This is a genomic window from Glycomyces halotolerans (assembly GCF_054779575.1).
Map to the genome: position 1 here is coordinate 80,092 of NZ_BAAGXZ010000012.1, position 20,799 is coordinate 100,890.

The following is a 20,799-nucleotide window of genomic DNA, read 5'->3' on the forward strand; positions in this document are numbered from 1 at the left end:
ATCGAAAGGTTAACCGATCAACCAACTGACCATTACGTTGCCGAGAAATGGTCGCAAGGTGAACAGTTGCGAAACACCGCTCCCGAACCGCCCTGCACCGCTTTGACGCGCGCACCGTTGTTAATCTCGAATTCCGCATGTTCGACGACACCCCGCACTGAAGCGCAAAGGACTCCGCTGTGGCATCGAATGAGAACCCGACCGGGACTCCGATCGACCTGGTCGTAGTAGGGCAGGGCTACGTGGGCCTGCCGCTGGCCCAGGCCGCCGCGGCCGAAGGCCTCGCCGTCGTCGGCCTCGACCGCTCCCAAGAGGTGGTCGACGCCCTGAACGCCGGCCGCAGCCACATCGACGACGTCTCCGACGCCGAGCTCGCCACCATGCTCGACCAGGGCTACACCGCCTCGACCGATGCCTCGGTGCAGGCCCGGGCGAAGGCCGTCGTCATCTGCGTGCCCACGCCCCTGTCGGAGTCCGGCGGGCCCGACTTGGCCGCCGTCGTCTCCGCCGCCCGCTCGACCGCCGCGCACCTCCGGAGCGGCTGCCTCGTGGTCCTGGAGTCCACCACTTACCCCGGCACCACCGAAGAGGTCGTCGCGCCGATCCTCGAGGAGAGCGGACTCACCGCCGGAGCCGACTTCCACCTGGCCTTCTCCCCCGAACGCGTCGACCCCGGCAACCCCGTCTACGGGATCGTCAACACCCCCAAGGTCGTCGGCGGCCTCACCCCGGCGTGCACCGCGGCGGCCGCCGAACTCTACGGACGGTTCATCGACACCGTCGTCGAAGCCAAGGGCACCCGCGAGGCCGAGATGGCCAAACTGCTCGAGAACACCTACCGGCACGTCAACATCGCGCTGGTCAACGAGATGGCCGTCTTCTGCCGCGAGCTCGGGGTCGACCTGTGGGACGCGATCGGCCTGGCCAAGACCAAGCCGTTCGGCTACCAGGCGTTCTATCCCGGGCCCGGAGTCGGCGGGCACTGCATCCCGATCGACCCGAACTACCTGTCGTACAAGGTCAGGACCCTCGGCTACCCGTTCCGGTTCGTGGAGCTGGCCCAGGAGATCAACAACCGCATGCCCGAGTACGTGGTGACCCGCGCGATGGCACGGCTCAACGGCAACGGGCAGGCGCTCTCGCGCTCCCGCGTGCTGCTGCTGGGCGTCACCTACAAGCCCGACATCGCCGACCAGCGCGAGTCGCCGGCCGAACCGGTCGCCAAGAAACTCCTCGACGCCGGGGCCGAACTGGCCTACCACGACCCGCACGTGTCCTCTTGGAGTGTGGCGGGCCGGGAGATCGAACGCGTCACCGAACTCGGCGAGGCCAAGGCCGATCTGGTGATCGTGCTGACCAACCACAGCGAGTACCGCCGCGAGGCGCTCCCGGAGGGAGTCATGGTGCTGGACACCCGCGGCGCGATGCGCGGCGCCGAAGGCGTCGAGGCGCTCTAGCGATTCGAACGCCGAACGAGCCGCGGCCACCGGGCCGCGGCTCTTTCGGCGTCTCTGAGTCGGTGGCTCGGCCGGTCAGGCGACGGCCTTGGAGAACTTCCTGGTGGACCAGGCCATCACGAGGACGGCCAGGGCGCCGAGGAAGACGCCGGCCTGCCAGATCGACGGGTCGGACAGGTCGCCGGCGAACAGGGCCCTGGCGGCGTTGACCGCGTAAGAGAACGGGTTGAAGTCGGCCACGGTCTGGAGCCAGCCGGGGGCCAGCGCCATCGGCAGCATGATCCCCGACAGCAGCATGACCGGCTGGACCACGGTGTTGAGGACCGGTGCCATCGCGTCCTCGCTCTTGAGGACGATCGCCAGCCCGTAGGACAGGGCCGCGAGCATGAAGCCGACCAGGATGATGATGAGCAGCATCAGGCCCAGGCCCTGCCACTGGACCTCGAGGCCGACGAAGAGAGTGCTGAGCACCACGAGGATGACCGCCTGGACCACGGTGGTGGTGACAGTCGAGAACAGGCGTCCGAGCAGCAGCGCCAGGCGGCTGACCGGGGTGACGCGCATCCGTTCGATGACGCCGTCCTTGAGCTCGGCGAGCATGCCGAAGCCGACGAAGGTGGAGCCGAACAGCGCCATCATGATGACCAGGCCGGGGACGAAGGTCTCCATGGCGCCGCGTTCGAATCCGGGCATGTTCATGCCGTCGAAGCTGTCGAGCAGGGGCGCGAACAGGATGAGGAAGTACAGCGGCTGGACCAGCATGACGATCAGCCAGACCGGCTGCTTGAGGTTCAGCAGCATCGCGCGCTGGAAGACCAGCCAGGTGTCTCGCAGGACCTTCATATCAGTTCTTTTCTTCTCGCAGGGATCGGCCGGTCTGCTTCAGGAACACGTCGTCGAGGCTCGGCCGGTGCAGTTCGATCGACGCGGCGGCGATGCCGGCGCCGTCGAGGGCGCGCAGCAGCTCGGGCATGGCGGTGGCGCCGTTGTCGACGTAGAGCCGCAGTTCGGCCACGCCGGTGGCGGGGTCGGCTTCGCCCGTCTCGATCTCGCGGACGAAGTCCTTGCCGCTCAGGAGCCGCTCGGCCGATTCGGCCTCGGTGACGCCGATGAGGACCACGTCGCCGGCGACGTCCTTCTTGAGCTCCCCGGGCGTGCCTTCGGCGACGATCTCGCCGTGGTCGATGATGGCGAGGCGGTCGCAGAGCGCGTCGGCCTCTTCGAGGTAGTGGGTGGTCAGCAGCACTGCGGTGCCGGTGCCGCGCAGTCGGCGGACCTCGTCCCACATGTGGGCGCGGGACTGCGGATCCAGGCCGGTGGTCGGCTCGTCGAGGAAGAGGAGCTTGGGGCGGTGCATGACGCCGAGGGCGATGTCGAGCCTGCGGCGCTGGCCGCCGGAGTAGGTCTTGACGTTGCGGTCCCCGTAGTCGGAGAGCTGGAAGACCTCGAGCAGTTCGGCTGCGCGGGCGGAGGCGTCCTTCTTGGACATGCCGTAGAGCCGGCCCTGCATGATCAGCTCTGAGCGGGCGGTGACCTCGCGCCAGGTGCCGCCTTCCTGGCCGACGTAGCCGATCTCGCGTCGGACGGCGGCGGGGTCGGAGGCGAGGTCGTGGCCGCAGACGGCGGCCCGGCCCTCGGTGGGTTCGATGAGGGTGGAGAGCATCCGCATCGTGGTGGTCTTGCCGGCTCCGTTGGGGCCGAGGAGGCCGAAGATCTCCCCCTCTTTGACGGAGAGGTCGACGCCGCGGACGGCCTCGACTTCCTTGCCGCGGGACTTGAAGGTCTTCTTCAGCCCCTTGGTCTCGATGAGCATGGGTACCTCACGGGTGGGTTTCTGGTGGGTGCGCCGCGACGGGGAACGGTCGCGCTCCTTGTTCAAGCTTGACTATAAACGGGGCTTTCAATTGGCGGCAACCTGGTATCCGAGCCGAGATCGGAATAGTCAAAGGTATAATATCTGGGGCATGTGGAGCACGCGCCTTATCGTTCTCGGCCTGGTCAGGTGGCTCGGCCCGGTCCACGGATACCTGGTGCGCAGGGAGATCGACTCGTGGCGCATGCCGGGGGTCACCGAGATCGGTGCCGGCTCGATCTACCACGCTCTCAAGAAGCTCACCGCCGACGGCCTGATCGAGGTCGTGGCGACCGAGTCGGTGGACGACCGCCCCGCGCGCACGACCTACCGGATCACCGTCTCCGGCGAGGCCGATTTCCAGCGGCTCCTGCGCGAGAAGCTCTGGGAGGTCGAGGCCGCCGACGACCCCTTCCACACCGCCTGGTCGTTCGCGAACGTCCTCAGCAGAGCCGAGAACACCGCCATGCTCCGGCGGCGCGCCGACACGCTCTACACCAGGATCGACGCGCTCACCGCGCTGCTGGCCGGGACCACGGGCGTCTGCGAGGAGGGCCGCGAGGAGCAGTACATGCCGCCGCACGTGCGGGCCATGCTCAAACGCCAGATCGACCTGTGGCTGGTCGACGCGGAGTGGTGCGAGCAGACCGCCGAGCGGATCGAGACCGGCGAGATGGACGTCGGCGCCGAGCCGGGCCCCGAGCAGGCGGCGCGGTGGCGGGAGGCCATCGGTTCCGAGGGCTTCAACGCCGCGGTCGAGCAATGGCAGAGCACCTTCCGCTGAGCGGCGCGGCGCGGTCGTCCCACCGATGTCCGGGTGTGTGCGCCGGACCACCCGGTTCGGCCGCGCCTTAACGATCGTTCGACAGATCACCTCAAAAAATCGACAAAGAGAACTGTCGACTCTCCATAAAAGCCGTCCGGTTTGTCACTGTTTAGCGGGCTCGGAGTACGGGCCGTGGGCTCGGGCTCCGGTGCCGGGCCATTACACTTCGGGCGTGCGTAAGGTTTTGATCGCCAACCGCGGCGAGATAGCGGTGAGAGTCATCCGGGCCTGCCGGGATGCCGGCTACGAGTCCGTCGCCGTCTACGCTGACGGCGATCGCGATGCGCCACATACACTTCTGGCCGACGAGGCGTTCGCCCTCGACGGTCTGAGCGCCGCCGACACCTATCTGCGGATCGACAAGCTGCTGCGCGTGGCCGAGCGCAGCGAGGCCGACGCCGTCCACCCCGGCTACGGCTTCCTCTCCGAGAACGCCGACTTCGCGCAGGCCGTCATCGACGCCGGACTGACCTGGATCGGCCCCACCCCGCAGGCCATCCGCGACCTCGGCGACAAGGTCACCGCCCGCCACCTGGCCATGCGGGCCGACGTGCCGCTCGTGCCGGGCACCAAGGAACCGGTCAAGGACGCCGAGGAGATCCTCGCCTTCGCCGACGACCACGGCCTGCCGGTCGCCATCAAGGCCGCCTTCGGCGGCGGCGGTCGCGGCCTCAAGGTCGCACGCGAGCGCGACGAGATCCCCGACCTGTTCGACTCGGCCGTCCGCGAGGCCGAGGCGGCCTTCGGGCGCGGCGAATGCTTCGTCGAGCGCTACCTCGACCGGCCCCGCCACGTCGAGGCGCAGGTCCTGGCCGACACCCACGGCAACGTCATCGTCGTCGGCACCCGCGACTGCTCGCTGCAGCGCCGCCACCAGAAACTGGTCGAGGAGGCCCCCGCGCCGTTCCTCAGCGACGAGCAGCGCGCCACCATCCACAGCGCCGCCAAGGCGATCTGCAAAGAGGCCGACTATCACGGCGCCGGCACGGTCGAGTTCCTCGTCGGCACCGACGGCACCATCTCCTTTCTCGAGGTCAACACCCGGCTCCAGGTCGAGCACCCGGTCTCGGAGGAGACCAGCGGCATCGACCTGGTGCGCGAGCAGTTCCGCATCGCCGACGGCGAAGCGCTCGACCGGACCGAGGATCCCGAGCCCCGCGGTCACTCCATCGAGTTCCGCATCAACGGCGAGGACCCCGCGCGCGGCTTCCTGCCGGCCCCCGGAACCGTTACCAAACTGGGGCTGCCGTCCGGTCCCGGCGTCCGGGTGGACACCGGCGTCGAGGCCGGCACCGTCATCGACGGCAACTTCGACTCGCTGCTGGCGAAGGTCATCGTCACCGGCGCGAGCCGCGACGAGGCGCTCCGGCGCTCGCGGCGGGCGCTGGCCGAGATGGAGGTCGAGGGCCTGCCCACGGTCCTGCCGTTCCACCGGGCCGTACTCGACGACCCGGCCTTCGCCGAACAGTTCAAGGTCCACACCCGGTGGATCGAGACCGAGTGGGACAACACGCTCGAGCCGTTCGGCGCCGCCGCCGAGGTCGGCGAGACCGCCGAGGAGCGCACCAGCCTGGTCGTCGAGGTCGGCGGCAAGCGCCTGGAGGTCAGCATCCCGGCCGGGCTGCTGAGCCCGGCCTCGTCGGCCAAGCCCCGCAAGCGCGGCCCCAAGAAGAAGTCCGACTCCGGCTCGGCCGTCGGCGGCGACTCGCTGCCTTCGCCGATGCAGGGCACGATCGTCAAGGTCGCCGTCGAGGACGGCCAGAGCGTCGTCAAGGGCGACACGATCGTGGTCCTGGAGGCGATGAAGATGGAGCAGCCCATCGAGGCGCACAAGTCGGGGACCGTGTCGGGCCTGGAAGTGGGCATCGGCGACGTGGTCTCGGCCGGGGCCCCGATTTGTCGGATCTCGGACTTACGTTCGGCCTCTCGGCGAGGGACAATGGAGGTCGCCGCGTGTCGTCGCACCGCGACCGCGGCGCCTGACCTGCAGCCGGTCGGCGTGCCCGCGGGCGATCCGCCGCGCGCCACCGGGCCGACAGCCACGGCGGGGACCGCCGGCCGTGGACGAGCAATGGGGGCCCGACCATGCGTTTCATCGACGACCAGCCGCGCCACGACCTGACCTACTCGGACGTCTTCATGGTCCCCAACCGGTCGTCGGTGGCTTCGCGCCTGGACGTGGACCTGACGACCTCGGACGGGTCGGGCAACACCGTCCCGATCATCGCCGCGAACATGACCGCGGTCTCGGGTCGGCGCATGGCCGAGACGCTCGCGCGCCGCGGCGGCCTGGCGGTCATCCCCCAGGACATCCCGGTCGACGTGGTCGCCGACGTCATCGCCAAGGTCAAGTCTCGCCCGCTGGACTGCGACACCGCGCTCACGCTGCCGCCGAGCGCGACCGTGGCCGAGGCGATCGCGCTGTTCCCCAAGCGCGCGCACGGCGCGGTCATCGTCGTCGACGCCGAGCACCGGCCCCTCGGCGTGGTCACCGAGGCCGACTGCCGCGGCGTCGACCGGTTCACCCAGCTCGAGCAGATCGCCTCGGAGCGGCTGATCACACTGCGGGAGGGCGTCAGCGACGCCGAGGCGTTCGAGATCCTCGAGGACGCCAACATCAAACTCGCCCCCGTGCTCGACGGGGACGGGCGGCTGCGCGGCGTGCTGACCAAGGCCGGGGCGCTGCGCAACACCCTCTACACGCCGAACGTGGACGCCGAGCGCCGACTGCGCGTCGCGGCCGCGATCGGCATCAACGGCGACGTCGCGGGGAAGGCCGCCTCGCTGGTCGAGGCCGGAGCCGACCTGATCGTGGTCGACACCGCCCACGGCCACCAGGAGCGGATGCTCGCCGCGCTCAAGCTGGCGCGCGACGCGGCGCCGCACACCCCGATCGCCGCCGGGAACGTCGTCACCGCCGAGGGCGCGACCGACCTGATCGGCGCGGGCGCCGACATCGTCAAGGTCGGCGTCGGCCCGGGCGCGATGTGCACGACCCGGATGATGACCGGCGTCGGCCGCCCCCAGTTCTCGTCCGTCCTCGAATGCGCCGCCACCGCGCGCCGCTTCGGCAAGCACGTGTGGGCCGACGGCGGCGTCCGGCATCCGCGGGACGTGGCCCTCGCCTTGGCGGCCGGGGCCTCGAACGTCATGATCGGCTCCTGGTTCGCCGGGACCCACGAGTCGCCCGGCGACATGCACTACGACGCGGACGGCAAGCCGTACAAGGAGAGCTTCGGCATGGCCTCGGCGCGCGCGGTCAAGGCCCGCAGCGCCTCCGACTCGGCGTTCGAGCAGGCCCGGAAGGCCCTGTTCGAGGAGGGCATCTCCACGGGCCGGATGTACCTGGAACGGTCGCGTCCCGGCGTGGAGGACCTGCTCGACACGATCGTGGCCGGCGTCCGGTCGGCCGCGACGTACGCGGGCGCGACGAACCTCGCCGAATTCCACGAGCGCGCAGCCATCGGCGTCCAGTCGGCCGCCGGGTTCACCGAGGGGACGCCGGTCCCGCACAGCTGGTAGGGACGCTCCGTTCGCCTCGGGCGCGCCCCGCGCGGCCGATACCGGGCCTCAGTACTCCATGAGCTGCCGGGCGGCCTCGGCGATCGAGCCCGACAGCGACGGGTAGATCGTCAAGGTGCGGGCCAGCTGCTCGACCGTGAGGCGCTGCTCGACGGCCAGGGCGATCGGGTGGACGAGCTCGGAGGCCCGAGAGGCCACGACCACGCCGCCGGCGACGATGCCCGAGGAGTTCCACGCGAACAGCTTCACGAACCCTTCGGTGCGGTCGACCATCTTCGCGCGCGGGTTCGACGTCAGCGGAAGCATCACGGTCCGGCAGTCGACGCGGCCGTCGTCGACGTCGGACTGCGACACGCCGACCGAGGCGAGCTCGGGGTCGGTGAAGACGTTCGCGGCGACGTTGCGGAGCTTGAGGGGGCGGACGGCCTCGCCGAGGGCGTGCCAGATCGCGATGCGGCCCTGCATGGCCGCGACCGAAGCGAGCGCGTGGACGCCGGTGACGTCTCCGGCGGCGTAGACCCCGGGCACGTTGGTGCGCGAGACCTTGTCGACCGCGATGTAGCCGCGCTCGCTGATGTCGACGCCGTAGGCGTGCAGCCCGAGGTCGTCGGAGTTGGGGGTGGAGCCGACGCAGATGAGGGCGTGGCTGCCTTCGATGACGGTGCCGTCGTCGAGTTCGACTTCGACGCCGGCATCGGTGCGGCGGGCCGCGGCGGCCCGGGAGTGGTTCCGGATGTCCATGCCGCGCTGGACGAAGACCTTGCCGACCGTGTCGGCGGCGTCGGCGTCCTCGTGGGGCATGACGCGGTCGCGGGAGGAGATCAGCGTGACCTGCGAGCCCATGGCGAGGTAGGCGGAGGCGAACTCGGCGCCGGTGACGCCGGAGCCGACGACGATGAGGCGTTCGGGCAGCTCGTCGAGGTCGTAGAGCTCTCGCCAGGAGAGGATCCGCTCGCCGTCGGTCGGCGCGGACGTCAGGGTGCGCGGGGTGGCTCCGGTGGCGATGAGGACGGCTTCGCAGTCGAGGTCGTAGGGCTCGCCTTCGAGGGGAACGACGTGGACACGGTGGACGTAGTTGATCTTGTTGTCCAGCAGGGCGGCGCGTCCGTAGACGACGTCGACGCCGGCGGCGGCGAGCTTCTGGGCGATGTCGGCGGACTGCTGGGTGGCCAGTCTCCGGACCCGGCTGTTGACGGCTTTGGCGTCGATGGTGGTGTCGACCGCTCCCACGCCCATCGCGGTGGACTCGTGGATCTCGGTGAGGACGTTGGAGGCGGCGATGAAGGTCTTCGAAGGCACGCAGTCGGACAGGACGCACGCGCCGCCGGCTCCCGTGGCCTCGATGAGGGTGACGTCCGCGCCCAGCTGCGAGGCCACGAGCGCCGCCTCGTAGCCTGCCGGTCCTCCGCCGATGATCGCTACTCGTGCCACGGTTGCGCCTTTCAGTGTGCGGGATGCTTCAGTGCGGGCAGGTTCAAGGGTATCTTCGAGTCGTGCATCTCTATGCCGCGTACGGCTCGAATCTAGACCCCGCTCGCATGCGGGCCACCTGTCCCCGTTCGCCGCTGGTCGGAACGGGCTGGCTCGAAGGCTGGCGCCTCACCTTCGCGGGGGCCGACCTCGGCTGGGAGTCGGCCGTCGCCACAGTGGTCGAGGCGCCGGGCGAACGCGTCTTCGTGGCCCTCTACGACCTCGACCCGGCCGATCTGGCGGTCCTCGACGAACTGGAGGGGTTCAACTCCCGGCTCTACCGGAAGATGCATTCCATAGCGGCGACCCTCGAGGCCAATCGTCCTGTGTGGCTGTACGTGTACGACGGGTTCGAAGGCGGCATGCCGAGCCAGTGGTACCTCGACGAGATCCTGCGCGCAGCCGAGGCCGCCGGCGCACCCGAGGACTACATCGAAGCGCTGCGCAAACGCCCCACCGCTGACGGCTAGCGGGCGAGGCGCCGAGCGGCTCGCCCGCGATTCCCCCGTCACAGACCGCTCCGCCTGCTCGGGCGGCCCGACCGCGCACTGGCGGACTAGAAGCCCGGGCTCGCGGCCGCGGCCAGGACGGTGTGGGTCATCACCCGGATGCCGTGGCCGAGGGCGGCCTCGTCGATGTCGAAGTTGCCCTGGTGGATGTCGCATTCGACGCCCGGGCGGCCGACGCCGAGGCGGGCCATCGCGCCGGGCACCTGCTCGAGGTAGTACGCGAAGTCCTCGCCGCCCATCGACATCGGGGCCTCGGCGACCGCCTGCTCGCCGAGAGCCGCGGACGTGGCGCCGGCGAACATGGCCGAGGCGAGCCGGTCGTTGACGACCGGCGGGACGCCGCGCCGGTAGTCGATCTCGCAGTCGACGCCCGCCGAGCGGGCGACCGAGCGCGTGACCTCTTGGACGAGGTCGGGGATCATCTGCCAGGCCTCGCGGCCCTGCATGCGGATCGTGGCGCGGGCGACGGCGTCCTCGGGGATGGCGTTCGCCGCCTCGCCGGCCTGGACGGCCCCGAAGACTATCGCCACGGCCTGGCGGGGGTCGATGCGGCGACCCACCAGGTCCGGCATGTCGACGATGACCCGGCCCATGGCGTTGATGATGTCCGAGGTCAGATGCGGGCGGGAGGTGTGGCCGCCGCTGCCGTGCATGCGGACCTCCATCACGTCGCAGGCGGCGGTCAGCGGCCCGTTGCGGACGCCGACCTGGCCGGCGAGGAACTGCGGATCGCAGTGGAAGGCGAAGATCGCGGCGACGTCGGTGAGCGCGCCGTACTTGATCATCGTCGGAGCGCCGGAGGGGAACTGCTCCTCGGAGGGCTGGAAGACCAGCCGGAAACGCCCGGGCAGTTCGCCGCGGGCGGCGAGGGCGGCCAGAACGCGGCCGACGCCGAGGAGGATCGCGGTGTGGGCGTCGTGGCCGCAGGCGTGGCAGACCCCGTCGACCGTGGAGCGGTACGGCACGTCCTTCGGGTCGTGGATCGGCAGCGCGTCCATGTCCGCGCGGATGGCGATGACGTGGTCGCCGTCGCCGATGTCACAGGTGAGCCCGGTGCCGTCGGGGATCAGCTGCGGCTTGAGTCCGGCCTCGACGAGCCTGGCGGCGACGAAGTCGGCCGTGTCGTGCTCCTGACGCGAGAGCCGCGGGTTGGCGTGGAGGTGGCGGCGCACGTCGACGATCTCGTCGAAGTGCTCGTCGAGCCAGGCGTCGAGGAACTCGGGCAGCGATGTGGACATGGCGGAAGGCTCCGATGCGGTGGGATCAGATGAGGCGCCGAGCGAAGGCAGCGCAGCGGATACCAGGAGGCCCGGCTCGGGCGCGGACGCACCGGACAAAGGGACCTCATTGGACTTCGTGGCTGTTCCCATTTCGACGACATTCTCCGCAGTGAGCGTGTACATTCCTTCGCGCCTCTCTATTCGCGCCTGTGAATCAGCGCCAAAGGAGACCGATTGAGTAAGCTTAAACCCGATCGCTCTCCGTCGCGGCGTGCGCCGGGTTGAGCGACATCGCGCCGCTGAACCCGGGTCGGCCGAACGCTATCCCTGTCGTGCAACCGAAACGCCACTCTTGGCGACGTCTGCGAGCCATGAATGCGACCGGCCACGCAGGGTGATCGACCGTTACGCATGGTCGCGCCCGGCGGCCGGCCGGGTGACCGGCGACGCCGTCATGCTTCATAACGTTTGCCGGACCGAAAAGTTACGGCTTCGACTCGACTTTTGGATCGGGGAATCGGAGGCGTCCGCAATCCGCGATCCATCGCCCAGTGTTACCCGCGATTTCAATCGCGGAAACAGACAGAATGTGCGGCTCGACCATTCGGTGACAATGGGACTACAAACTGTCGGCCGGCACGTATCGGCCCCATTGCTCGGCGAGCGTCCCGCAGACCTCGCCGACCGTCGCACCGAGGGAAAGCGCCTCTTTCATCGGATAAAGGACATTGCTCTCTCCGGCGGCGGCCGAGCGCAGTCGGTCCAGTGCGGCTTCGACGTCGCCGGAGCCGCGGGCCTCGCGCCGCCGGGTCAGACGCTCGATCTGAGCGGCCTCGACCGCCGGGTCGACCTTCAGCGGCTTGTAGGGGGCCTCGTCGCCGTTGCCGGTGTAGGCGTTGACGCCGACGACGATCTGCTCGCCGGAGTCGATCCGCTTGGCGGTCTCGTACGCGCTGCGCTCGATCTCGCCCTTCTGGAAGCCGGCCTCGATCGCGCCGACGACCGAGCCGTGGGCGAAGACGGCGTCGATCAACTCACGGCTCTCCCGCTCGATGGCGTCGGTCAAGGCTTCGACGGCGTAGGAGCCGGCGAACGGATCGACGGTGTCGCACAGGTCGGTCTCGGCGGCGATGACCTGCTGGGTGCGCAGCGCGAGCCGGGCGGACTTGTCGGTCGGCAGCGCGATCGCCTCGTCGTAGGAGTTGGTGTGCAGCGACTGGGTCCCGCCCATGACCGCGGCGAGGGCCTGGACGGTCACGCGCGCCATGTTGACCTCGGGCTGCTGGGCGGTGAGCTCGACGCCGGCGGTCTGGGTGTGGAAACGCAGCTTCATCGACTTGGGGTCCTCGGCGCCGAAGCGGTCGCGCATGATGTGGGCCCACAGGCGCCTGGCGGCGCGGAACTTGGCGACCTCGGTGAGGATCGACGAGCGGGCGACGAAGAAGAACGACAGGCGCGGGGCGAACGCGTCGACGTCGAGGCCGGCGTCGAGGGCGCAGTCGACGTACTCGATGCCGTCGGCGAGAGTGAAGGCCAGCTCCTGCGCGGCGGTCGCGCCGGCCTCGGCCATGTGGTAGCCGGAGATCGAGATCGTGTTCCACCGCGGCAGGACCTCGGCGCAGTAGGCGAAGGTGTCGCTGACCAGGCGCAGACTCGGCGCCGGCGGGAAGATGTAAGTGCCGCGGGCGATGTACTCCTTGAGGATGTCGTTCTGGATCGTGCCGCGCAGAAGTGCGGGGTCGGCGCCCTGCTCCTCGGCGACGAGCTGGTAGAGCAGGAGCAGGACCGCGGCGGGGGCGTTGATCGTCATCGAGGTGGAGACCTCGTCGAGGGGTATCCCGTCGAACAGGGTGCGCATGTCGTCGATCGAGTCGATGGCGACGCCGACCTTGCCGACCTCGCCGGCGGCCTCGGGGGCGTCGGAGTCGTAGCCCATCTGGGTCGGCAGGTCGAAGGCCACCGAGAGGCCGGTGGTGCCGTTCGCGAGCAGGTCGCGGTAGCGGCGGTTCGACTCGGCGGCGGTCGCGAAGCCGGCGTACTGGCGCATCGTCCAGGGCCGGGAGAGGTACATGGTCGGGTGGACGCCGCGCGTGTAGGGGAACGATCCGGGGTCGCCGAGTCGCTCCGGGAGGTCGTCCGGGCGGTCCTGTGGGCCGTACACGGGCCGGATCTCGATCCCGGCTCGGCCTTGCGGTGGCGGCTGCATGGCTGCGATCCTAATGGCTGAACGGCGTCAGAGGGAGGGCAGACTTGGCGAAGCTCGCGAGCCATCGCGGCCGGACTCGGCGGCGCCCGCTGGAACGCCGTGGCACCGCCCGGCACTGCGGTGCCCGCGGAGCCACGGCTCGGCCTCTTGGCGACGCTTGCGGAGCCATGACTTGGGCTAGTGTGCGGACGGTGGCGACGACACGGCAAACTAGTGAGGATCCCTCGCGAGGAGAAGCCGGATGACGTATTCAGGTGACTACGGACGCGGCGGTCCCGGTGCCTATGAGGACCCCCGCTCCGGTCCTGTGCCCTCCCAGCGCTATGTCCGCGATCCCTCTGGGGCGTACGGCACCTCATCATACGGACCCTCCGAGCCCCCGGCACGCGATCCCCATCCGTCCAGCTCGTACGGGCGCACGGGCCACGGCGGTGCGAGCGCCTACGGCAACGACCGGTACGGCGGCGCCAGCGGGTCCTACGGGAATTACGGCAACTACGGCGAGAGCTTCGCGGTCGGCGACGACCACGGGCAGCGGCAGGCGTCCTTCGGCTACAACTCCCCCGCCGCGACCGGCCACCACGCCAGCCCCGGCGACATGGTCGGCGACCGGTACGAACTGATCGACCTGGTCGGCAAGGGCGGAAACGGCTCGGTGTGGCGGGCCACCGACACCGTGCTGCGCCGCGAAGTGGCGCTCAAAGAGGTCTTCCTGCCACCCGACCTGCCGCCGGGCGAGCGGGTCCAGCTCATCGACCGCTCTCGGCGCGAGGCCCAGATCGCGGCCGGACTCTCGCATCCGTCGGTCATCCGCGTCTTCGACGTCGTCGAGCACTCCGGGCTGCCGTGGATCGTCATGGAACTGCTCCAGGCCCGGAGCCTGGCCGACATCCTCACCGCCGACGGCCCCCTGCCGCCCCGCGTGGCCGCCAAGATCGGGCTCGCGCTGGTCGGGGCCCTCCAGGCCGCGCACGAGGCGGGGATCATCCACCGCGACGTCAAGCCCGGAAACGTGCTGATCTCGGTCGACGGCAGGTGCGTCCTCTCGGACTTCGGCGCGGCGCAGATGAACCAGATGTCGGGCGGCACCACGCCGGGCAAGGTCCTCGGGAGCGCTCACTACATCGCGCCCGAACGCGCGATCGGGCAGCCGGCCGAGCCCGCCAGCGACGTGTTCAGTCTCGGGGTCACGCTGTACGCGGCCGTCGAGGGGCGCCCGCCGTTCGACCGCGGCGACGCGGTCTCGACGATGCGCGCGGTCGTCCAGGACCCGCCCGAGAGCCCTCGCAGCGCCGGCCCCCTGACATCGCTGCTGGGCGGCATGCTCGCCAAAGAACCGCATCAGCGCTATCCACTCGGCCAGGTCCGTCAGGAGCTGGCCGCTCTTTTGTCGGGGCCCCTGGCCGGCGCGGGCGGGATGCCGTCGGGCTCGCCGCCGATGAGCGAGCCGAGGTCGACCTCCAGCGGCTACCAGGAGCTGTCACCGCCGCCGCAGGCGCCGCCGAGACGACGCCCGGCGCCGGAGCCGCGCGAGGAACCGAAGTCGAACACCGGCCGCAACGTCGCGATCGCGGCGGTGGTCCTGCTGGTCGTGCTCGGTCTGGGCTACATGCTGTACCTGTGGCAGTTCGCCGGCGACGGCGGAGGCGGCGCCGAGGAGCAGCCGACCGCCGAGACCTCGCCGGAGGCCCCCGCTTCCCCCGAAGAGGGGGGCGGCGAGCCGGAGGAGACCGCGCCGAGCTTCGAGACCGCCACGCACGAGGGCGGCGGCTTCAGCGTCAACTATCCGTCCACATGGGGCGAGGGCTTCGCGGGCGACGACTTCGTCGGCTACTACAACCTCGACGACGAGAGCCACTGGGTGCGGTTCTACTCCGGGTCGGACCGCGGCCTGCCGGACCCCGAGCAGTACCTCAGCTCCTATTACGACGGGCTCCCCTCCGAGATGAGCGACCTGGAGCAGGTGCGGCTGGAGCCGGTCGAGTTCGGCGGCATGAGCGGCACCGTGCTCGAGTACACCGGCGTCAACAACGACGGCACCGGAGAGCGCCACTCGATCTGGGCCATCGTGGACGCCGGGGACGGGACTTCGTACTCGGTCTTCATCTCCGGGCCGGCCGACGGCTGGGATCTATCACAGGAGATCTACGACGAGGCGCTCCGGTCGTTCCGAACCGGTTGATGCCACACGCTGCGCAACATGCGCCCCTGCGGGTTCGGGTATGCGAGGATTTCGGCATGGAGTCCGCGCACAAAGGAGAAGTGACCGAAGTCCTCGACGCGCTCCGCGCCGAGGCGCTCACTTGGATCACCGACGACCCCGACAAGGCCAGCCGCGATGAGCTCTACCGCCTGCTCGACGCGCTCCCCGACTCGGCCGAGGAACTGGCCGACCGGTTCTCGGGCCGCCTCGAGTTCGGCACCGCCGGGCTGCGCGGCCCGCTCCGGGCCGGCCCCAACGGCATGAACCGCGCCGTGGTGCGCGGTGCCGCGGCGGGACTGGCGAACTGGCTGGACGCCAAGGGCGCCGACGGACCGGTGGTCATCGGCTACGACGCGAGGCACGGCAGCCGCGACTTCGCCGCCGAGACCGCCCGCGTGGTCACCGGGACCGGCAGGCGGGCCCTGGTCATGCCGGGGCCGCTGCCGACGCCGATCACGGCGTTCGCGGTGACCGAGCTGGACGCCGCCGCGGCCGTGCAGGTGACCGCCAGCCACAATCCGCCCCGGGACAACGGCTACAAGGTGTACCTCGGACGGGAGCTGGGCGGCGAGCTCGGCGCGGGTGCGCAGATCGTGCCGCCGGCCGACACCGAGATCGAGCGGACCATCGCGGCCCTGGGGCCGCTGTCGGAGATCCCGCTGGGAGACGAAGGAGAGGTGCTCGGCCACGACATCGTGGACCGGTACTTGGCCGCGGTCGTCTCGGTGGTGGACCCGGACGACCCGAAGCGGCTGGCGGCCGTGGCGACGCCGCTGCACGGTGTCGGCGGCGAGACGCTGGTGCGGGCGATGAAGCGCGCCGGTTTCGGCGCGCCGAAGCTGGTGCCGGCTCAGGCCGATCCGGACCCGGACTTCCCGACCGTGGCGTTCCCGAACCCCGAGGAGCCGGGCGCGATCGACCTGCTCAAGGCCCTCGCGGCCGAGGAGGGCGCCGACGTGGCGCTCGCATTGGACCCGGACGCGGACCGCTGCTCGGTGGCGGTGCCGAACGGTGACGGCACTTGGCGGCAGCTGACGGGCAACGAGGTCGGCGTGCTGCTGGCGGACCACTGGATGCGAAAGGGCCGCACCGGGACTTACGCGACGACGATCGTCTCGACCACGCAGCTGAAGACGATGTGCGCCGCGCGCGGCTTCGGCTACGAGGAGACGCTGACCGGCTTCAAGTGGCTGGCCCGTGCCGGTGCGGACTTGGCGTTCGCGTTCGAGGAGGCGCTGGGCTACTGCGTGGCGCCGCAGTTCCTGCGGGACAAGGACGGGATCTCGGCGGCACTGGTGGTCTCGGAGATCGCGGCAGGCCAGGCCGCGAAGCTGGCGACGCTGGCCGACCGCCTCGACGAGCTGGCCGAGGAGTTCGGGGTCTTCGAGACCGGGCAGCTCTCGGTCCGGGTGGAGGACTTGAGCGAGATCGCGGCGTGCATGAAGCGGCTGCGGGCGCACCGGCCGACGAGTCTGCTGGACGAGCCGGTCACGGGGTACGACGACCGGCTGCCGGACGCCGACGTGGTGACGGTCGAGACGGCGAACGCCAGGGTGGTGGCCCGCCCGAGCGGCACCGAGCCGAAGTTGAAGGCGTATCTGGAGGTGCGCGAGGACGCCGGCGGCGATCTCGCGGCGGCGAGGGAGCGGGCCCGAGCGAGCATCGCGGCGCTCAGGGCCGAGGTCGCCGCGATCCTCGGAGTGGAGAACTGACCCGGAAGACTTGAAAGGGGCCGGGCGCTGTGTGAGCTCATGTTTCATGAGCTCACACAGCGCCCGGCCCCTTTATAGGCCTCTCATTCCGTGGCGGCATCTCCGTAATACGTCCGCCGGATGTCGTGATCGACGCCGAATACCTCGTCCAGGCTCTCGGCGGTCACGGCGGCGAGCAGCCAAGCGTGGAGACGCTCCACGTCGTCGCACGACTCGACGAACGCGCGGGTTTCAGAAGAGACGGTCAAGGACCGCTGTTCGAGGACGGCGAGCAATGATCTGCGCGCTTCCTCGAGCACACCCTCTGCGCGAAGACGGTCGGTCCACTCCGAGTGGTATTCGAACTTGGTGGTTGCCATGATCGCCTCCAATACTTTGGCGGATCCATCGTCGAGAACATTGACATCCTCCCCGTCTTTCAGGGCGGGGATTCCCGGCTTGGCCGCCGCTGAGAACGACGGCGCTACGGGAGGGTTCTTGCTTCAACACGCGGTGCTCGCGCTATCCGAGTCTGACCCGCGCTCCACAAGCGTTTCAGGTGTCCGCCTGCCCGGCGGCCACCAGACGCCGACCTTCGCGCCTGATGTTGATCTCGGCGTTCGCATCCCGGTCATGCACCGCGCCGCAGCCGCACGCCCACGCCCGGACCTTCAATCCGTCCAGCCCGCCGGGTCCGGTCAGGGCACCACAGGCCGAGCACAGACGCGTGGACGGGAAGAACCGGTCTACTTTCACGAAGGCGCGTCCGGCCCGTGCGGCTTTGGATTCGAGCCGGGTCAAAAACATCCCGAACGAGGCGTCCTGCACCGACTTGGCGGCCCGACCCCGGCTGAGCCCGCGAACATTCAGGTCTTCCACATAGAGAGCTTGGTTCTCGCTCACCAGCGTATTGACCTGCTTGTTCACCCAGTCGGCGCGGGTGTCCTTGATCTTCTCGTGAATCTTCGCGACGCGGAGGCGGGCCTTGGCCCGGTTCGCGCTGCCCTGCTGCTTGCGCGACAGGGACCGCTGGGCTTTCTTCAGCTTGCGTTCGAGCTTGCGGAAAAACCTCGGCGAATCGATGACCTTGCCGCCGCGCAGCACCGCGAACGACTTGAGACCGAGATCGATACCGGTCTGCGCCTCGGGGTCGGCAATCGGCTCCAGGAGCTCATCGGCGTCGTCCACCCCGACCACGAACGAGGCGTAGTACCTGCCGGTCGCCGTCTTGGTCACCGTCACGCTCGACGGCTCGGCGGGCAGTTCCCGCGACCAGGCGACTTTGAGGTCGCCGACTCTGGCGAGGTACAGGCGGCCGTTGCCTCCCAGACTGAACCCGCGCCGGGTATACCGGGCGGCCTGCGTGCCCGCGCGACGCTTGAAACGCGGCGGCCCCACCCGGGCCCCGGCCCGCTTGCCCTTGAGCGAGTCGAAGAAGTTCTTGTAGGCGGCATGGCAGTCCCGCAGGGACTGCTGCAACGGCACGGTGGACACCTCACCCAGCCAGGACCGCTCAGCGGTGCGCTTCGCCGCCGTTATCAGCGCCTTGTCCAGCGCCGCCGTCGACGGGTACGGCAGGCCCTGCCGGTGCGCGGCCTTCCGCGCCGCGACCGCGTCGTTGTACACCACACGCACACACCCGAACGTCCGCGCCAGCGCCTGCCGCTGCGGACGCGTCGGATAGACACGGTAGGAGTACTTGAGATGCACGCGAAAATTATACCCGTATCGCACTTGACGTCCGCTTCCGGGCTCCCAGTCCTGCTCCGCAGGACCGCGAGCAGACAATCGCCACCGAGCCCTCCCCGCCCTGAACGACAGGGCCTCCTCAGAGCAATCCGCTCCCGCGGGTACGGCCGGTTCGCGTTCTCCGACTCCGCATGCGCTGAACACAGTCGGCCGAACTCGCGATCAAGCCCGCCGAGCCGCAGGAGTTCGAAGACGAAGTCCGTATCCCGTCTGGCGACGTCGAGCACTGCCTCGTGAAATGGTCTGACGCCCATTGGATCAGATGGCCCTCCTGTGTATCCGTTGTGAGCGGTGGACACGGGAGTAACCCGACTGACTGGCGTGAAGTTATGGCTCGGAGTGGCGAAAGTGCGAGGAGTCGTATTTCCGACAGTCGCCTCCCGAGGCGGGGCTGGCGCTTTCCAGCGAAGACTGCGAGCCGTAAATGGCGCCGTCAAGGGCCGGTCCGGCCGGTCAGAAGCGGCGGTAGGCGCCGAATTGGCGGTCGCCGGCGTCGCCGAGGCCCGGGACGATGTAGGCGTGCTCGTTCAACTGCGGGTCCACCGCGGCGGTGGTCATCGTCATGTCGAGGCCGCTGGCGCGGAGCTTCTCGATGCCGTCGGGGGCGGCCAGCGCGCAGATCAGCGAGATGCCGGTACATCCGCGCGAGGCGATCATCTCGCAGCAGCGCAGCAGCGAACCGCCGGTGGCGACCATCGGGTCGAGCACGATCACGTGATGGTCGGACAGATCGTCGGGGAGGGACTCCATGTAGGCGTAGGGCTCATGCGTCTCCTCGTCGCGGGCCAGGCCGACGAAGCCCATCGAGGCGTCGGGGATCATCGCGAGCGCGGCGTCGGCCATCCCGAGTCCGGCGCGCAGCACGGGCACCAGAACCGGCGGGTTGGCGAGCCGGTAGCCCTTCGCCGGCGCCACCGGAGTGCGGATCTCGTACTCGGTGACGGCGATATCGCGCGTGGCCTCGTAGACGAGCATGCTGGTGAGCTCGTGCAGAGCGGCTCTGAACCGCGGGGAGTCGGACCGCTCGTCGCGCATGGCGGTGAGCCTCTCGGCGGCGAGCGGGTGTTCGACGATCTGTACATCCACGGTTCCCAACCTTAACGTCCAGCTCGCCGAGCTAATGTGAGCTGGTCGGCACATGCACGCGACGCTGATTTCGAGGACGGATATCATCGGGTCATGGGATCTATTCTGAGCGGCGCCGAGGCCGCCTCGCTCGTGCGCTCGCTGCCGGGCGTCGACGCGGTGGGCCTCGAGGCGCGCGCGGCCGGGCTGGGCACCCGCTCGGTCAAGAAGGAGTCGAAGGCGCAAGCGATCGATCTGGCCATCGGCATGATCGACCTCACCACGCTCGAGGGTGCCGACACTCCCGGCAAGGTTCGCACACTGTGCGCCAAGGCGGTCCGCCCCGACGGCGACGCGCCGCCGGTGGCCGCGGTGTGCGTGTACCCGACGATGGCGGTCACGGCCGTCGAGGCGTTGCGGGGCACCGGCGTCAAGGTCGCCTCGGTGGCCACCGGGTTCCCGGCGGGGCAGGTCCCGCTCGAGGTCCGCCTGGCCGACACCGAGGCCGCGGTGAGCGCCGGCGCCGACGAGGTCGACATGGTCATCAACCGCGGCGCGTTCCTCTCCGGCGACCTCGAGCGGGTCTTCCACGAGATCAAGGCCGTCAAGGCCGCCTGCGGAGAGACACGACTCAAGGTCATCCTGGAGACCGGCGAGCTGGTCACCTACGACGACGTCCGCCGCGCCTCGTTCCTGGCCATGCACGCCGGGGCCGACTTCATCAAGACCTCCACCGGCAAGGTCGGCGCGGGTGCCACGCTGCCGGTCACGCTCCTGATGATGCAGGCAGTGCGCGACTTCCGCGCCGAGACCGGCGTCCAGGTCGGCGTCAAGCCCGCCGGCGGCATCCGCACCACCAAGGACGCGATCAAGTACCTGGTGAGCGTCAACGAGGTCCTCGGCGACGACTGGCTCTCGCCGCACTGGTTCCGCTTCGGGGCCTCGAGCCTCCTCAACGACCTGATCATGCAGCGCCAGAAGCTAGCGACCGGCCACTACTCCGGTCCCGATTACGTCACGGTGGACTGA

14 protein-coding genes and 3 pseudogenes are annotated in these 20,799 nt (G+C 69.7%); 9 read left to right on the forward strand and 8 right to left on the reverse strand.

The genetic code is table 11. The features are described 5' to 3' along the window. Nucleotides 1-179: 179 nt before the first annotated feature. On the forward strand, nt 180-1,457 hold the full coding sequence (locus ACYVL2_RS11985) for a nucleotide sugar dehydrogenase (protein ID WP_460543531.1): 1,278 nt from the start codon (nt 180-182) through the stop codon (nt 1,455-1,457). A gap of 75 nt (nt 1,458-1,532) precedes the next feature. On the opposite strand, the gene ACYVL2_RS11990 is transcribed toward ACYVL2_RS11985, so the two are convergent. Both ACYVL2_RS11990 and ACYVL2_RS11995 read right to left on the reverse strand, forming a co-directional pair. Then, nucleotides 1,533-2,300, reverse strand: a complete 768-nt coding sequence (locus ACYVL2_RS11990; RefSeq protein WP_460543533.1) for an ABC transporter permease — start codon at nt 2,298-2,300, stop codon at nt 1,533-1,535. A gap of 1 nt (nt 2,301) precedes the next feature. Beyond that, nucleotides 2,302-3,270 (reverse strand): DrrA family ABC transporter ATP-binding protein, encoded by a 969-nt coding sequence (locus ACYVL2_RS11995; RefSeq protein WP_460543607.1) that lies wholly within the window; start codon nt 3,268-3,270, stop codon nt 2,302-2,304. A 151-nt stretch (nt 3,271-3,421) separates the two neighbouring features. Between ACYVL2_RS11995 and ACYVL2_RS12000 the strand changes: the two genes are divergently transcribed. The 4 genes and pseudogenes from ACYVL2_RS12000 (at nt 3,422) to ACYVL2_RS12015 (ending at nt 7,657) form a co-directional block, all read left to right on the forward strand. Further along, nucleotides 3,422-4,093, forward strand: coding sequence for a PadR family transcriptional regulator (locus ACYVL2_RS12000; RefSeq protein ID WP_460543535.1), 672 nt, complete (start codon nt 3,422-3,424; stop codon nt 4,091-4,093). A 214-nt stretch (nt 4,094-4,307) separates the two neighbouring features. After that, a pseudogene (locus ACYVL2_RS12005) lies at nt 4,308-5,760 on the forward strand (acetyl-CoA carboxylase biotin carboxylase subunit); the annotation flags it as partial. A 59-nt stretch (nt 5,761-5,819) separates the two neighbouring features. After that, nucleotides 5,820-6,044, forward strand: a pseudogene (locus tag ACYVL2_RS12010) (acyl-CoA carboxylase biotin carboxyl carrier protein subunit); the annotation flags it as partial. 176 nt (nt 6,045-6,220) lie between these two features. Further along, nucleotides 6,221-7,657 (forward strand): GuaB1 family IMP dehydrogenase-related protein, encoded by a 1,437-nt coding sequence (locus tag ACYVL2_RS12015; RefSeq protein WP_460543537.1) that lies wholly within the window; start codon nt 6,221-6,223, stop codon nt 7,655-7,657. A gap of 48 nt (nt 7,658-7,705) precedes the next feature. On the opposite strand, the pseudogene ACYVL2_RS12020 reads toward ACYVL2_RS12015, so the two are convergent. Next, a pseudogene (locus ACYVL2_RS12020) lies at nt 7,706-9,118 on the reverse strand (NAD(P)H-quinone dehydrogenase); the annotation flags it as partial. A gap of 32 nt (nt 9,119-9,150) precedes the next feature. Between ACYVL2_RS12020 and ACYVL2_RS12025 the strand changes: the two are divergent. Beyond that, nucleotides 9,151-9,597, forward strand: coding sequence for a gamma-glutamylcyclotransferase family protein (locus ACYVL2_RS12025; protein WP_460543539.1), 447 nt, complete (start codon nt 9,151-9,153; stop codon nt 9,595-9,597). A gap of 86 nt (nt 9,598-9,683) precedes the next feature. On the opposite strand, the gene ACYVL2_RS12030 is transcribed toward ACYVL2_RS12025, so the two are convergent. Together ACYVL2_RS12030 and ACYVL2_RS12035 are read right to left on the reverse strand one after the other, a co-directional pair. Beyond that, nucleotides 9,684-10,874 carry a zinc-binding metallopeptidase family protein gene (locus ACYVL2_RS12030; RefSeq protein ID WP_460543541.1) on the reverse strand — a complete coding sequence of 397 codons (1,191 nt, stop codon included), beginning with the start codon at nt 10,872-10,874 and terminating at the stop codon, nt 9,684-9,686. Between the two features lie 601 nt (nt 10,875-11,475). Then, the gene (locus tag ACYVL2_RS12035; protein ID WP_460543543.1) at nt 11,476-13,062 is read right to left on the reverse strand and encodes an acyl-CoA mutase large subunit family protein; all 1,587 of its coding nucleotides are present in this window, start codon (nt 13,060-13,062) and stop codon (nt 11,476-11,478) included. 241 nt (nt 13,063-13,303) lie between these two features. On the opposite strand from ACYVL2_RS12035, the gene ACYVL2_RS12040 reads away from it, so the two are divergent. Continuing rightward, nucleotides 13,304-15,244 carry a serine/threonine-protein kinase gene (locus ACYVL2_RS12040; protein WP_460543545.1) on the forward strand — a complete coding sequence of 647 codons (1,941 nt, stop codon included), beginning with the start codon at nt 13,304-13,306 and terminating at the stop codon, nt 15,242-15,244. A 56-nt stretch (nt 15,245-15,300) separates the two neighbouring features. Next, entirely contained in the window at nt 15,301-16,977 is a 1,677-nt protein-coding gene (locus ACYVL2_RS12045) for a phospho-sugar mutase (RefSeq protein WP_460543547.1), read from the forward strand. An 83-nt stretch (nt 16,978-17,060) separates the two neighbouring features. On the opposite strand, the gene ACYVL2_RS12050 is transcribed toward ACYVL2_RS12045, so the two are convergent. The 3 genes from ACYVL2_RS12050 to upp all read right to left on the reverse strand — a co-directional run bounded on the left by ACYVL2_RS12050 (nt 17,061) and on the right by upp (nt 19,791). Continuing rightward, complete coding sequence (locus tag ACYVL2_RS12050) at nt 17,061-17,336, reverse strand: hypothetical protein (protein WP_460543549.1); 276 nt, start codon at nt 17,334-17,336, stop codon at nt 17,061-17,063. Between the two features lie 175 nt (nt 17,337-17,511). Further along, nucleotides 17,512-18,666 carry an RNA-guided endonuclease InsQ/TnpB family protein gene (locus tag ACYVL2_RS12055; protein WP_460543552.1) on the reverse strand — a complete coding sequence of 385 codons (1,155 nt, stop codon included), beginning with the start codon at nt 18,664-18,666 and terminating at the stop codon, nt 17,512-17,514. Between the two features lie 492 nt (nt 18,667-19,158). Next, a complete protein-coding gene (gene upp, locus ACYVL2_RS12060) occupies nt 19,159-19,791 on the reverse strand; it encodes a uracil phosphoribosyltransferase (protein ID WP_460543554.1) in 633 nt (210 codons plus the stop codon). Between the two features lie 93 nt (nt 19,792-19,884). Between upp and deoC the strand changes: the two genes are divergently transcribed. After that, a complete protein-coding gene (gene deoC / locus ACYVL2_RS12065; RefSeq protein ID WP_460543556.1) occupies nt 19,885-20,799 on the forward strand; it encodes a 2-deoxyribose-5-phosphate aldolase in 915 nt (304 codons plus the stop codon).